The organism is Kitasatospora sp. NBC_01287, assembly GCF_026340565.1.
Lineage (GTDB): Bacteria > Actinomycetota > Actinomycetes > Streptomycetales > Streptomycetaceae > Kitasatospora.
The window spans coordinates 8106284-8120923 of record NZ_JAPEPB010000001.1; the positions used below are offsets into that span (position 1 = coordinate 8106284).

At 71.9% G+C, this 14640-nt stretch carries 10 protein-coding genes and 1 CRISPR repeat array (1 of these 11 running past the window's edge); of the genes, 6 read left to right on the forward strand and 4 right to left on the reverse strand.

All coding sequences use genetic code 11. The features are described from left to right. A CRISPR array of direct repeats spans window positions 1-494; the repeat unit is 29 nt; unit sequence CGGCTGACCCCCGCTCGCGCGGGGCGGAC; it begins 456 nt to the left of the window's first position. Between the two features lie 1418 nt (window positions 495-1912). The 6 genes from cas3 (at window position 1913) to cas6e (ending at window position 10062) form a co-directional block, all read left to right on the forward strand. Continuing rightward, window positions 1913-4768, forward strand: coding sequence for a CRISPR-associated helicase Cas3' (cas3, locus tag OG455_RS34635; RefSeq protein WP_266300246.1), 2856 nt, complete (start codon window positions 1913-1915; stop codon window positions 4766-4768). Between the two features lie 211 nt (window positions 4769-4979). Further along, window positions 4980-6584 carry a type I-E CRISPR-associated protein Cse1/CasA gene (casA, locus tag OG455_RS34640; protein ID WP_266300247.1) on the forward strand — a complete coding sequence of 535 codons (1605 nt, stop codon included), beginning with the start codon at window positions 4980-4982 and terminating at the stop codon, window positions 6582-6584. After that, window positions 6581-7327 (forward strand): type I-E CRISPR-associated protein Cse2/CasB, encoded by a 747-nt coding sequence (gene casB / locus OG455_RS34645; RefSeq protein WP_266300248.1) that lies wholly within the window; start codon window positions 6581-6583, stop codon window positions 7325-7327. Before casA ends, casB begins: the two co-directional genes overlap by 4 nt. Window positions 7328-7376: 49 nt before the next feature. Beyond that, window positions 7377-8549: a type I-E CRISPR-associated protein Cas7/Cse4/CasC gene (cas7e, locus tag OG455_RS34650; RefSeq protein WP_266300249.1), complete on the forward strand. Its 1173-nt coding sequence runs from the start codon at window positions 7377-7379 to the stop codon at window positions 8547-8549. Then, the gene (gene cas5e, locus OG455_RS34655; RefSeq protein WP_266300250.1) at window positions 8546-9415 is read left to right on the forward strand and encodes a type I-E CRISPR-associated protein Cas5/CasD; all 870 of its coding nucleotides are present in this window, start codon (window positions 8546-8548) and stop codon (window positions 9413-9415) included. The genes cas7e and cas5e overlap by 4 nt, the downstream gene beginning before the upstream one ends. Beyond that, window positions 9412-10062, forward strand: coding sequence for a type I-E CRISPR-associated protein Cas6/Cse3/CasE (gene cas6e, locus OG455_RS34660; RefSeq protein WP_266300251.1), 651 nt, complete (start codon window positions 9412-9414; stop codon window positions 10060-10062). Before cas5e ends, cas6e begins: the two co-directional genes overlap by 4 nt. 475 nt (window positions 10063-10537) lie before the next feature. On the opposite strand, the gene OG455_RS34665 is transcribed toward cas6e, so the two are convergent. The 4 genes from OG455_RS34665 to OG455_RS34680 form a co-directional block, all read right to left on the reverse strand. Continuing rightward, window positions 10538-10663 carry a hypothetical protein gene (locus OG455_RS34665; protein WP_266300252.1) on the reverse strand — a complete coding sequence of 42 codons (126 nt, stop codon included), beginning with the start codon at window positions 10661-10663 and terminating at the stop codon, window positions 10538-10540. A gap of 910 nt (window positions 10664-11573) precedes the next feature. Further along, complete coding sequence (locus tag OG455_RS34670; protein ID WP_266300253.1) at window positions 11574-12623, reverse strand: hypothetical protein; 1050 nt, start codon at window positions 12621-12623, stop codon at window positions 11574-11576. 85 nt (window positions 12624-12708) lie between these two features. Then, window positions 12709-13653, reverse strand: coding sequence for a C40 family peptidase (locus OG455_RS34675; RefSeq protein ID WP_266300254.1), 945 nt, complete (start codon window positions 13651-13653; stop codon window positions 12709-12711). Window positions 13654-13668: 15 nt separating this feature from the next. Then, window positions 13669-14625, reverse strand: a complete 957-nt coding sequence (locus tag OG455_RS34680; protein WP_266301059.1) for a replication-relaxation family protein — start codon at window positions 14623-14625, stop codon at window positions 13669-13671. Window positions 14626-14640: the final 15 nt, after the last annotated feature.

The following is a 14640-nucleotide window of genomic DNA, read 5'->3' on the forward strand; positions in this document are numbered from 1 at the left end:
GGGTCAGGTGGGCTTGTTCAGCACGGGGGACCGTATGGCGGCTGACCCCCGCTCGCGCGGGGCGGACGCGGTCACCGACCACGCCCTGGTCAGCGGCTACGGCTGACCCCCGCTCGCGCGGGGCGGACCTGCGCGTCGCCTCTGCCTCGCGGGCGGACGCCGGCTGACCCCCGCTCGCGCGGGGCGGACCGATCCACCCGGACGAGTACGCCGAGTTCATCCGGCTGACCCCCGCTCGCGCGGGGCGGACGACCGTTTCGGCGGGCTCGTGGCGCGCGGCTGCGGCTGACCCCCGCTCGCGCGGGGCGGACAGCTCAGGGGTGCTGCGGCCTTCGGCCAACGCCGGCTGACCCCCGCTCGCGCGGGGCGGACCGGGTGGCCGGGCCGGTAATTCGGCGGAACGGCGGCTGACCCCCGCTCGCGCGGGGCGGACTAGCCAGGCGCCCGCACGTGCCCCTGGGCCGCCGGCTGACCCCCGCTCGCCGACGTAAGGGCCGCCCGAGGCCAGGGACGGCTGACCCCCGCTCGCGCGGGGCGGACGTCCGCCAGTTCCTTACGGGAGAGCCCTGCGGCGGCTGACCCCCGCTCGCGCGGGGCGGACAACCCGACCGCGATCTCCGGAACAGTCCTCAGCGGCTGACCCCCGCTCGCGCGGGGCGGACAGCGACTCCATGCCCAGCGCCCGCGGCGCCTACGGCTGACCCCCGCTCGCGCGGGGCGGACCGCCTGGACGGGTGGTGCGGCACGTGCGAGGGCGGCTGACCCCCGCTCGCGCGGGGCGGACGCCCGCAGCCTCGCGCAGGACAACAACCTGCACGGCTGACCCCCGCTCGCGCGGGGCGGACGTTGTCGGAGCTATCCATGTCGTCGGGGTCGGCGGCTGACCCCCGCTCGCGCGGGGCGGACTACCGGAACATGATCAAGCTGCCGTTGGGGAACGGCTGACCCCCGCTCGCGCGGGGCGGACGCCGTTCCGCCGCCGCCGCGCGGGTGGTGTGGCGGCTGACCCCCGCTCGCGCGGGGCGGACAACGTGGCCGGGTCGGCCATGGTGCCCGGGTGCGGCTGACCCCCGCTCGCGCGGGGCGGACAACTGCGACAGCCCCTCGGCGCCCGCGGGGGACGGCTGACCCCCGCTCGCGCGGGGCGGACGACGGCCGGCCGTCACCGGGGAACCTGTGGATCGGCTGACCCCCGCTCGCGCGGGGCGGACCTCGTCACCGCCCTCGCCGCGATCACTCTCTGCGGCTGACCCCCGCTCGCGCGGGGCGGACAGCGATCAGGCCGACGGGGCGCTGCTGAAGTACGGCTGACCCCCGCTCGCGCGGGGCGGACGCGGAAAATGCGATCTCACCAGGCCTGTCAGTCGGCTGACCCCCGCTCGCGCGGGGCGGACGCGTACCCGCCCGGGCCGCAGCAAGCAGAGTCCGGCTGACCCCCGCTCGCGCGGGGCGGACGACGGCCGGCCGTCACCGGGGAACCTGTGGATCGGCTGACCCCCGCTCGCGCGGGGCGGACCTCGTCACCGCCCTCGCCGCGATCACTCTCTGCGGCTGACCCCCGCTCGCGCGGGGCGGACAGCGATCAGGCCGACGGGGCGCTGCTGAAGTACGGCTGACCCCCGCTCGCGCGGGGCGGACGCGGAAAATGCGATCTCACCAGGCCTGTCAGTCGGCTGACCCCCGCTCGCGCGGGGCGGACACTTCCTGACCTGCAACGCTAGAGGGTGTTTGCCATAGCTTTACGATCCGTCATGCTGCTGCCCGGACCAGTCCGCATCCCGCGCAACACACCTCCACCACCGCGGATCTCGTCTGTCACAACGCAGATACTAGAGGTCTCCGGAGCGGTCGACCGGGACCTTCCCGATCCTGCGGAGCGGGTTTGTCAGTGGGCTCTGCTACCTCTTCGGTCATGACTGAGAACACTGAGCCGATCGCCGAGAGTCACGAGTTGGGGCTGGACGTCCGCCTGTGGGGCAAGAGCGCCGACCTGCCGCGACCGTATCCGGTGATCTGCCACCTGCTCGACACCGCGGCCGTGGCGGGAGCCCTGTGGGACCGGATGACGAGCCCGCGCTCGCGCCGGCGGATCGCCGCGGAGATGGGCCTGTCAGAGGCTGAGGGCCGCCAAGTGGTGTGCTTCTGGGCCGGGCTGCACGACGTGGGGAAGATCTCGCCGCCGTTCCAGGCCCTGGACAAGGCCGCGTTCGCGCGCGTGGCGGATGACCCCCGCTACGGAGAAGGCGCCGGCCTCGCCGCCGTCTCCGGACCGGCTCTGCGTCATGAGACGGTGACGCACTGGGCGCTCGCCGAGTTCTTCGCGCAATGCGGCTACCCGACGAGCAGGCTCGTCAGTCTCTCCGCCGGCCATCAGATCGCCCAACTGCTTGGCGGGCACCACGGCCGTTTCGGGGAGCCGCTTCGGAAGAAGGAGTTGGCGAACCCGACGGCGTATCAGCCGGGCCTGGGGGAGCACGGCTGGCGTGAGCAGCGGACGGCTCACGCGACTGCGGTGCGTCGGCTGACGGGTGCGGTCGCGGTGCCGAAGGGGGCGCTGTCGGCGCCGACGGCGGCTGTCGTCACGGGGCTGGTGGTCGTGGCGGACTGGCTGGCCAGTCAGGCCGAGGTGATCACCGAACGGCTGCCGGAGCCGGGCTGGCAAGGGAACAGCGCGCAGCTCGACGCGCACTACGTCGCGGCGGTCGAGTCGGCGCCGGCGCTGGTGCGGCAAGCGGGACTTGGCCGTGCCGAGTTCGTGGAACGGTCGTTCGAGGAGCGGTTCCCGTTCCCGCCGAACGGGTTGCAGGCCGATATCGCCGCCCGCCTGCCCGAGGTGGTGTCGGGGGCGGGGCTGCTGCTGGTCACCGCGCCGACCGGGGACGGCAAGACGGAAGCCGCGCTGCACGCCGCCTCGGTGATGGCCAGGGCCTCGGGCGCGAGCGGGCTGTACTTCGCGTTGCCGACGATGGCCACGGCGGACGCGATGTTCGAGCGGGTGCGGAAGTTCGCCGAGGGCAATGTCGTCGGCGAGCGCGCGCTGACGCTGCTGCACAGCATGGCGTGGCTCAGCCCGGCGTACGCCGAGCCCGACGAGGCGGAGCAGGGATCGCCGGTGCTGTCGGACGAGCGGACGGGAGTCGAGGCGGGGCGGTGGCTGCGTACGGGCCGGCGCGGTCTGTTGTCGCCGCTGAGCAACGGCACCATCGACCAGGCGCTGACGGCGGTCCTGCCGGTGCGGTACAACGTGCTGCGCCTGCTGGGCCTGTCGGACAAGGTGTTCGTGGTGGACGAGGCGCACGCGTACGGGCCGTGGATGCACAGCCTGCTGGTGCGGCTGCTGGAGTGGCTGGGCGCGTTGCGGGCGCCGGTCGTCCTGCTGTCGGCGACGCTGACCGGCAGGGCGGCCTCCTCGCTGGTGGAGGCCTATCGTCGCGGCGCCGGGTTCAACGAGCCGAGTGCGATCGCGCCGTGCTACCCGGGCTGGCTGTATGTCGATGCCGGCACGGGGGAGGTCAGCGAGCCCCGCGCGGTGAAGAGCGACCGGGAGCGCAGCCTCCAGGTGGAGACCCGCCAGGTGCGCTGGGACGTGCGCGAGGATCCCGCGGTGCGACCGCAGGCGGGCTCGCGCCGCGAGGCGCTGCGCGAACTGCTGGCGCCGGTCACCGATCACGGCGGTTGCGTACTGGTCTGCTGTACCACCGTGGACGAGGCCCAGCGCACCTACCGGGACCTGTGTCACGCCCTGCCGGAACTGGCCTCGCGCGAGGGCGGGCTGCGGCTGCTCCACTCCCGCTACCCGGCCCATGAGCGCCAGCGGATCTCGCGGGAGTGCGAGGCCGCCTACGGCAAGCCGGCCGACGGGAACGCCGCGTCCCAGGCCCGCGCCGGCTCGATCCTGGTGGCGACCCAGATCGTCGAGCAGTCCCTGGACCTGGACTTCGACCTGGTCGTCAGCGACCTCGCCCCACTCGCCCAACTCCTGCAGCGGGCCGGACGCGGCAAGCGCCACAACCGCGCCAACCGGCCCGCCTGGACGGGCGACCCGCGCACACCGCGCCTGGTCGTCCTGGAGCCGCTCGACGAGGACGGCACCCTCGCCGCACCGAGGAGCTGGGGCGCGGTCTACGACGGCGCCCTGCTGCACCGCACCAGCGTTCTCCTGAACACACCGGAACACCAAACCATCCAGGTCCCGGGCGACGTGCAGCACCTGGTCGACGCCGTTTACGCCGACGACTTCTCCACCCACCTCGCGGACGCCGCCGAGCGCGATCGGCTGGCCCGCATGGACGCCGAGCGCCTCGCGACCGCCGCGGCGGAAGGCCAGTTGGCGAAGATGGCGGCGATCCCGGCGCCACTGGACGTCGCCGGCGATCTGTCGGCGCTGAGCACGAGCGACCCGGGGATCACCGAGGAGCTGCTGACGACTCGTCTGGGCGCGGACACCGGGCGCGCGGTCTGCGTCTACCTCCAGGCAGACGGCTCCCGCACCCTGGACGCCGTCGGCACGACACCGCTGCCGGCCGCGTCCGGCCGCACACCGGCGCGCCAGGATGTCGCCCTGGTGATGCGCCACACGGTCCCGCTGCCCGGCCCGTGGCTCCTGGGGCGCACCGCCGAGCACGACATCCCGTCCCCCTGGGGAAAGCGTCCGCTGCTCGCGGAGCTCGTGCTGTTGCCGATGCGCCGAGGCACGGACGGGCGGTGGACGTGCCGGCTCGGCGCCCGTGAGATCGAGATCTCCGAACTCGGGATTTCCGGGAACTGACCATCTACACACCAGGCTTGTGTGTACTGTGATGGCGTGGTTCCGGCGCGGCGCGCCGCGCCGGAACCACGCCAGCCCCCGCTCGCGCGGGGATGCGGGTGGCCGCGCATCGTGCGGTATCTACACCCCAGGCGGCTGACCCCCGCCCGGTGCGGGGAACCCGCTGCAGCCTACCCAGCCGTACACAGCCCAGCCCTCGACCGGAGGCAGGATGCCGCCCGACCCACCCACCTACAACCTGTTCGACGAACCCTGGATCCCCGTGCGCTGGACCATCAGCGCCCAGGATTCCAGGCCCGAGGCCGTGGGACTGCGCGAACTCCTGCTCCGCAGCCACGAGATCAGCCACATCGCCATCGCATTACCGCCCGCCCTCTCCGCCCTCTACCGGATCCTGTACGCCGTCACCGCGCGCGTCACCGCGCTGGACGAGGCCGCCGCCGGCCCCGGCGACTGGCGAACCCGGCGGCTCGAACTCCTCGACGGGGAACGGCTGGACGCCGGCGCGGTCGAGAAGTTCGTCCAGGACCAGCACGGGCGCTTCGACCTCTTCGATCCGCGGCAGCCGTTCCTTCAGGACCCGCGCCTGACTCACCAGTGCGACGCCGAGAACACCGCCGGCGTCAACAAGCTGATCACCACCCGGCCCTCGGGCAACAACCACGCCTGGTTCCGCCACGTCTCCGACACTGCCCCCGACCTGCCGACCACCGATCAGGCGGTGCTGCACCTGCTGGTCTGGCTCTACTACGGCCCCTCGGGGCGCTGCTCCAGTCGCACGGTCGGTGCGGAGAAGATCGCGAACTCGCTGGCCGGGCCGTTGCGCAGCACGCTCTCCTACCACCCCGAGGGCGCATCGCTCTTCGAGAGCCTGCTCGCCGGGCTGCCCATGCCCGAGAGCACCGTGCGCCGCGTCAGCGACCTGTGCCCGTGGGAACGGGACGAGCTCCCCGCCCCGAGCGCGGCTCCGCCGGAGTTGAGCGGTCCCTGCTCCGGGCTGACGGCCCGCTCGCAGCACGCCCTCCTCCTGGTCCCGGACGCCACCGGACGGCATGTGAAGGACGCGTTCATCACCTGGGCCTACCGGGACAAGATCTCCCGCACGGGCGACCCGTACCTGATCTGGCAGACCAGCAAGGAGGGCAACCCCTACCCGCGGCCGGCCGACTCCGGCCGCGCGCTGTGGCGCGACCTGGACGCGCTGCTGCTGAAGAATCCCAGCGGGACGGCCCGGCCGCAGCGCCCCCGGGTGTTCCTCACCGCGTTCGACGTCTCGGACGACCTGCGGGTGCGCGCGCTGGGCTTCGAGCAGGACGGCCAGGCCAAGGACGTCCAGTTCGTCGACGCCTCGACCCCGCCCGTCCTGGGTCTGACCGAGGACTGCAACGAGGACCTCGCCCCGCAGATCGGCAACCTGCGGATCGTCGGCGAGACGTACGGGGCCCGGCTGAACCGGGCCGTGAAGAAGGCCTGGGCCCTCTACATCGACGTGCCCAAGATCGAGGACTGCACCTGGTCCCTGGATGCCGGCGCCCGCTACTGGCCGGCGGCCGAGGCGGAGTTCTGGCACCGCCTGGAGAACCAGGACTTCGCTACCGCGGCCGCAGCCTTCCGGCAGCTCGCCGAACAGGTCTACGACACCGTCACCCGCAAGGCCCTGGGGACTCTGCGCGGCGCCAAGGCCTGCTCACAAGCCCGCGGCGAACTGTACGGCGGCGCGGCCAAGGCCGCCGCCAAGACCCCTGCCAAGGCCCCTGCCAAGGCCCCTGCCAAGGCCGGCGCCACCCGCCGGAGCAGCACCACGGAGGACACGTGAGCGACACCGCCACCGACCCGACCACCCCCGCCAAGAGCAGCAGCGCGCCCCTCGCCACCGATCGGGCCGGCTCGCCGCTGGGCCACGCCAGGGCCTTCGTCGGCTGGATCGACCAGCGGTGCCACACCGACCCGGGAGTGCGCAGTGCCCTTCGCCGCGGCGTGGGCCGGCCGTTGGACGACGTTCCCTTCATGCACAGGTACGTCGTGAACTGGCTGACCGCCGAGCACCTGCGCACCCCCGACACCCAGCGCGCCTACTACGCCATCGCGTCCCTGATCGCCAACCAGCGCCGCGACCAGTACGCCGCCGCGAAGCAGAAGCCGCCCGTCGGCGAGGCCGACGCCCCGGGCAACCAGCAGGAGAGCAGCACCGCCACGCCCGAGCGCCGCTACGGCACCAGCCTGGGCACCGCCTTCGCCGCCGCCGTCGCCAAGGGCACCGACGGCATCCGCGAGAGCTCGGCCGAGACCCGCCTCAACCTGCTGACCCGCCAGAGCGTCAACGGGCTGCACCGCCACCTGCCCGGCGCCGTGCGCCAGTTGCGGGACAAGAACGTCGACGTCGACTGGGCGCAGCTGCTGGTGGACCTGACCCGCTGGCACCGTCACAGCGGCAGCATCAAGCGTCGCTGGCTGCAGGACTACTACCGCGCCCGCAACGCCGCCGAGAACGAGCACGCCCGCTGGCAGGACGACGCGAACCCGCCCGCCCCACCCGCCGAAGACGCCGCCGAGAACTGACCGACCACCCCAGGCCGCAAGCCTTCCCGTCCCAGGAAAAGAGCCAACGATGCCCACCGAGAACACCAACGCCAGCGCCCCGGCCCGGTTCATCGACATCCACGTCGTGCAGAGCGTGCCCTTCGCCAACCTGAACCGCGACGACAACAACTCCGTCAAGACCGTCCGCTACGGCGACACCGATCGCACCCGGGTCAGCAGCCAGTCCTGGAAGCGCGCCGTGCGCCAGTACTTCCAGCAGACCATCGGCGAGAACGCGCTGCGCACCCGCCGCATCGGCGCCCGCGTCACGCACCTGCTGGAGACCGAGCGCGCCTGGCCCGCCGACCTCGCCCGCCGCGCCGGACAGCACGCCGCCGCCGGCAGCAGCATCAAGTTCGAACTCGGCAAGGACGACCCGGTGGTGTTGACCAACGCCATGGTCTACGTCCCCGAAACCGCCGTCGCCGAACTGGCCGACCTCGCAGACGAGTTCCGCACCGCCCTGGAGGGCGCGAAGGACATCAAGAAGCCCGCCGACAAGAGCGTGCTGCCCAAGGACCGCATCGACGCGATCCTGCGCACCCGCAACGGCGTCATCAACCTCTTCGGCCGGATGCTCGCCGAGGTCGACGACGCCGGCGTGGACGGCGCCGTCCAGGTCGCCCACGCCCTGACCACCCACGGCACCGACGTCGAACTCGACTACTTCTCGGCCGTCGACGACGTCACCTCCACCTGGGGCGACACCACCGGCAGCGCCCACATGGGCCACACCGAATACAGCGCCGGCGTCTTCTACCGTTACGCCACCGTCGACCTGGCCGACCTGCTCGCCAACCTCGGCGGCGACCGCCAGGCCGCGCGCGAACTGGCCGAGGCCTTCATCGAGGCCTTCATCCTCTCCCTGCCGCAGGCCAAGAAGACCGCCACCGCCCCGCACACCATCCCCGACCTCGTCCACGTCAGCGTCCGCTCGGACCGCCCGCTCTCCTACGCCGCCGCGTTCGAGAAGCCCGTTCGCTCCCACGACGAGGGCGGCTACGCCACCGCCTCCCGCTCCGCCCTCAACACCTACGCCACCGCCGCCAACAAGCTGCTCGGCCACCGCGGCGTCGTCACCTCCGGCTGGGCCAGCCTCGAGGACAAGGACCTGACCGGCCTCGGCTCGCGCGTCGACTCCTTCCCCGCACTCATCGACCTCGCCGTCAACGCCGCCCTGAACACCCGGGCCGACGCGTGAGCACCAGCCCCGAGCCCACCACGACCGACCCGGCCGCACCCGGACTGCTCCTGCACCTGGCAGGCCCCCTGCAATCCTGGGGCGAGCGAAGCCAGTTCAACCAGCGCGACACCGCGCCCTTCCCCACCCGCTCCGGGGTCATCGGCCTGCTCGCCTGCGCCCTCGGCCGCCACCGCGACGAGCCGATCGACGACCTCGCCCGTCTGTCACTGACCGTGCGCGCCGACCGCCCCGGCGTGCTGCTGCGCGACCTGCACACCGTCGGTGGCGGCCTGCGCGGCCGCGACACCGTCACCACCGCGGACGGCAAGAAGCGCAGCGGCGCCACCGCCACCCTGCTCTCCCACCGCTACTACCTGGCCGACGCCGCCTTCACCGCGGCCGTCACCGGCACCGACACCGACCTGCTCGACCGGTGCGCGGCCGCACTGCGCGCACCCAGGTGGCCGCTCTACCTCGGACGTCGCTCCTGCCCACCCGAAGGCCCGCTGCTCATCGACCTGCTCGAGCAGCCCCTGCAACACCTGGTCCAACTGCCGCTCGCCGTCCGCGCGCGCAACGGCGAGGCCGGACCGGTGCGGGTGGTCTTCCACGGCGACCAGCCGCTCGGCCGCCTGCCTGTTGCCCGTGACGCCGCCGAAGCCGCCGACCGCACGGATGCCGACGGCACGTCACCGGCCGGACAGGTCAACGACGACCCCCTCGGCTTCCACCCCCGCACCCGCGCCTACCGGGCCCGCACCCGCTACCAGCGCACCCTCACCCTGCCCGCCGCCCAGTGCGCAGGCCTCGGCAGCGCCTACCTCACCGCGCTCGTCACCTACCTCGACCAGCACACCCGCCACCTGGAAAGGGGCCACGCGTGAACCTGTGGCTCACCCGCATCCTGCCCGACCAGCGCCACCGCGACGCCCGCAAGGACCTGAACGCAGCGGTCGACCTGCACCACCGCCTGATGGCCCTGTTCCCCGACCACATCGGCGACCAGGCCCGCCAGCACCTCGGCGTCCTCTTCCGCGTCGAAGACGCACCCGCCGGCACCCAGATCCTCCTGCAGAGCACCCAACCACCCGACCTCACCCGCCTCCCCACCGGCTACGGAACCGCCGCCACCAAACCCCTCACCCCCCTGCTCGACGCCCTGCGCGCGGACCTCACCATCCGCTACCGCATAGCCGCCAACGCCATCCGCAAGCCCGGCCGCACCACCCGCGAGCTCTACAACCTCGGCCCCGTCGTCCCCCTCAACGGCGCCGCCGCCGAGGAATGGTGGATCCGCCAGGCCGAGAACTCCGGCCTCAAGGTCATCACCGTGCACTCCACCCCGCTGGACGCGGCCCGCGGCACCCGCCGCCAGGACCACAACCGCATCAAGCACGCCCGCACCCAGTTCGAAGGCACCGCCCTCATCACCGACCCCGACCAACTCCGCACCCGCCTCACCGACGGCATCGGCAAGGGCAAGGCCTACGGCTGCGGCCTGCTCAGCATCGCACCCGCCAGGCAGCCCTGATGGCCATGTCTCGTCGAAACCTGCCAGACATGACCCGGCAGCACAGAAGTTTTTATGAATGACAGTTGATTACAGGTCGGGGTTTCACCTGTCAGCGATAGTTGGACCAGACACTCCTTTGGTCACCTGGCGCGGTAGCGCGTCGGCTCCCTTCAAGCTGAGTAGGCCTGCACCGAGCACGAGGGCTTCATCTAGTGCGCCAGAAAGCTCTATCATCGACGGGGGCGTGCGCTGCCAGTTGAAGTCACCGCGGAAGAATAGACAGGTGAGCGTGGTGGCTGCGTGGCTCCCAGCAGCTGCATCAGCCGAAGACTTCCGCCTCTGAAGCGGAGTGTGCCGCCAAGGTCCGACTCCGGGGGCAACCGGAGCCGGACGTGAAGGCGTGCACGGAAGTCCTATGCGGACCCGGTCGACCAAGAAGCGGCCGGGTCCGCATAGAGACCCGAGACCCGATCGACCGCGCCAAGTACTCCCGCTAGTGCAGGTGCTGGATACATTCGGCAACGGCCGTGACCGCCGCGAGGATGGCGATCGTCAAGCGGATCCACTTCGGATCCGGTGCACCTTCTTCGCCGCCTTTTGGCGGATCACTTTCAGCCATGCACTTCTCCCTTGCTGTCAATGGAAGCCAGTCGAGATCGCCCCCATGGCCATAACACCCTTCCTGACATGATCAATTGACGAGTCGTCATCTGATTGATCGTGAGGATGACTCTAGTGCCCTTGTGCTCGCCGGTCGAATCAGCAGGTCAGGGTACACGCCTGTGAACCTCTCGTAACTGCTCTGCAAGAGGCTTTGGTTGATGCGAGCCGCTCGCGACTCCACCTTGACGACTATCGATCATGCTGCGTGCCTGTCGCTGATCTTCTGACTGTCTCTGTTCCCTCGGGGGCTCATGCGCGCGGGCCCAACGGCGGCCGACAGGCTAGCTCGCATGGCCATGCCACTTACCTGATCGCCCGGTTCAACGAGGCCGACACCACTGCCGGCCGCTCCACCGCCCATCTGGCACGTCGACAGGCCAGTCGAACAGTGATCCTTAAGTGTCGGATAGGAACCAGTACGCTGCAGGTCTAATTGAATGTGTCTGCCCCGCGCGAGCGGGGGTGAGCCGCCTCTAGCTGACCGGTTGGAGAGGTTCAGTGCGTACGCCCCGCGCGAGCGGGGGTCAGCCGTAGTACGTGGTGGTGTTGATCTTCTGGCTGGGGTCCGCTGCGCGCGAGCGGGGGGTCAGCCGGAAGATCTTCCCGAGCTGATGGCGGTCTCGGTGTCCGCCCCGCGCAAGCGGGGGTCAGCCGATCTTCGGTGACGGCCTGGGCGAGAGCGTCGACTCCGCCCCGCGCGAGCGGGGGTCAGCCGGCGGCGTAGTGCGGGTCGGACTGCCGGGGCTCGTCCGCCGCGCTCGCGCGGGGCTGCTCTGTCCAGCTGGGCGGCATGCGCAGTAGCTACACCCGGGCGAGCGGACTGCGCCGCAAGAGGCAGGTCGCTATCACCAGGGCCGTTGACGAAGTCAACTGTCCGGTGCTGACTGGCGGCTAAGGGAAAGCCGGTCCGGCGTCTGTGGCGCTGCAGGTTGCCGGTGTTGGCCTTCGACGGATGTCCACACCTTGCGGACGTACGTGGGACTGCGGTGGGCGAGGCGGGCTGTTTCGCGTTGGCTGAGGCCGTTGAGTCGGCCCTGGACAATGCGGGAGCGGGCCTCGCGGGCGTTGGCGGGCGCGGCTGGGACGTCGCTGAGCACGCGCGACGGGTGTTCGGCAGTGTGAGCTGCGTGTTCGGTGTTCACCGTGGCGACCTTGGGCTCAACTCCGTTCGCAGGGAGGGCGCGGGTGCCCGAGGTGGCTGCGGAGTGAGCCCCTGGAGTGGGTACCTCGCACTCGGCGGCGGATGACTGGGTGCCCGCGGCGGTCACCACTGCGGGGCGGACCGTGGAGTCTGTTCGCACCGGGGAGCCGGTCGGATTCGCTGTGGGAGCTGCTGAAGCTGTTGGAGCCTGCTCGGGAAGGGGTCGGTCCTCGGCTTCGGGTGGGTGGTGTTCGCGCTCTGCGGGCTGATGCGCACCAGGAAGGCTGGTCCGGGTGAGGCCGAAGCAGTCGTTCGCTACGGATGGTTCGCTGCTTTTGGCGAGGTACTCGAGCGTTGAGAGCCGGCGGCGCCAGGAGGGTGCGGCTTCTCCGAGGGTGAGCAGGAGCGTGGGGGCGATGAGGTGGATGGCGATGCCGACGGAGTCGTGGTGGAGGGCGGCGTCGCCGGTGTTGACGAAGAGGGAGCAGAGGCCGGTGGTCCAGCGGAAGGTGGTGGGCCAGGGGCCTGGGGCGGTGCCGTAGCGGGCGAGGGTGGCGTCGGTTTGGAGGGCCATGACGAAGGCGCTGTCGATGCCGGTGGCCAGGATCCAGCCGGACCAGGGCCAGGGGGTGTGGGCGCCGATGAAGTGGGCGCCGGTCATGGCGGAGAAGGTGCACACCGCGGTGATCAGGGTCCAGGTGCCCAGGGTGATCACCTGTCCTGCCCGGCGTAGTTCGGCCTGGGACGGCGGGTGGGGCTGGTGCGCGCTCGTCACGGTGATGGTGCTCCTGGAGGGCGGTGGGGGAGGGGACAGGTGTGCACCGGGTGCGCTGGGGGACTGCGTACCTGGGTGGTGCGGTTCACGGGGCGGGCCTGGTGGCGGCGAGGTAGTGGTCGTCGGGGTGGCGGGCGGGTTCGGTGCGGACGGGGGTGCCGGTATGGGCGGCGTCGATCATCTGTCCGTCGCCGGTGTAGAGGCCGACGTGGGTGATGTTGGTGAGGTCGGCGCCGTAGAAGAGGAGGTCGCCGGGGAGGAGCGGCGCGGTGGAGGGGAGTTTGAGGGTGGCGTTGTACTGGTCCTGGGCGACGCGGGGGAGGTTGACGCCGGCAGCTGCGTAGGCGGCTTGGGTGAGGCCGGAGCAGTCGTAGCCGTGGCCGGGGGTGCCGGTGCCGCCCCATTCGTAGGGGGTGCCGATCTTGGAGCGGGCGTAGGCGATGGTCGTGGCGGTGGTCTGGTTGGGTGGTAGGACGGCCTCGGCCTGGAGGCGGGCGTCCTTGGCGTAGGCGCGGGCCTGGGTGAGGACCTCGTCGACGTACCAGTCGGCGTGGTTGTAGGCGTAGATCGCGGCGTGCAGGTCGAGGCCGTCGCGGGCGCCGTTGGCGCACAGGAGGCGGGCTGCGGCGTCGACGGGGTCCCAGGGGGTGGGTGGGGTGGCGCCGCCTGGCGGGACGGGGGTGGTGTACTGGTCGAAGGTGCCGGGGAGGAACTGCATCGGGCCCACCGCGCCGGCGGTCGAGACCTGGTTGGGGACGCGGCCGTGGTCGGTCTCGATCTTGCCGATGGCGGCGAGGACGGTCCAGGGCAGGCCGGGGCAGGTGGGGGCGGCCTGCTGGTAGAGGGCGAGCATGCGGGGCGGGATGTCGGCCGGCGCGCTGGGGCCGGCACCGGCGCCGCCGCCGAAGAAGTCGAACAGGCCGCCGGTGAGGGTGGACAGGACGGCGGTGGCCGCGGCCGCGGCGAGGACGAGGAAGGCCAGGCACCCGGCCCCGGCCGCGGCGCCGATCCGGGCGGCGGTCGACTCCATGGCGCTCGCCCGGGGTCAGTAGCGGTCGATGTGGGGCGGTGGCAGGGGCGCGGGCGCGGGGACGGCTGGCCGTGCGTCGGGGCGGAGGCCGGCCGCCGGTTCGTCGTCGGCGGCGAGGACCGGGGTGGGGCGCAGGTTCGCGGGCCACGTGCCGGGGAGGCCGACGAGGCGGGTCCGGGTGGCGGGCCGGCCGACGGGGAGCCAGGCGTCGTCGGCGGGGTGGTGCTGGTCGCGGCTGGTGGTGGCGACGGCGAGGTGGTCGAGGGCGCGGTGGCCGGTCAGGCGCTGGTGGAGGTTGGTCTCACGGGTGGTGCTGTGAAGGGTGAACAGGAGCAGGGGGCGGGTGCGGGTGGTGGTGGCGAGTTCGGCGTAGGAGTCGAGTTTGGTGGCGAGTCGGGGCAGGGACTCGGTGCCGGTGTCGAACTCCACGAAGAACGGGGTGCTGCTGCCGGTGGGCCCGGTGATCTGGCCGTAGCCGTCGGGGGTGGCGAGGTCGTCCCAGAGCTGGGCGCAGCGGCGTTCGGACCACCAGGTGGTGAGGTGCTCGCCGGACGCGGTGGTCCGGGTGAGGTGGGTGAAGAAGGTTCTGGTGCCGGTGTCGTGGGTGAGGAAGGGGGAGAACATGGCACGGGTGGCTTGGTCTCGGTGCCAGCCGAGGGCGGCCGGGGTGGTGGCGTAGCGGGCGGCGAGCAGCGCCGCGCCGGTGGTGCCGAGGACGTAGTGCTCGGGGGCGGAGCCGGGCCGGTGGTGGGGGCGGAAGGAGTCGATGACGCCGAGGCGGGTGAGGGTGGCCAGGCGGCGGTTGACGGAACGTCGAGAGACGGTGAGCAGGTCGGTCAGGTGGGTCGAGGTCAGCACGGTGTGTTCCAGGAGCATCTCCAGGGTCCAGATGTCACGGCTGGTCAGGCGTCGGGCGAGCAGCGTGAGGGGGACACGGCGATCGGGGTTGGCGCGGCGGCGGGGCGGGGGCATGGGGTTCAACGCGGC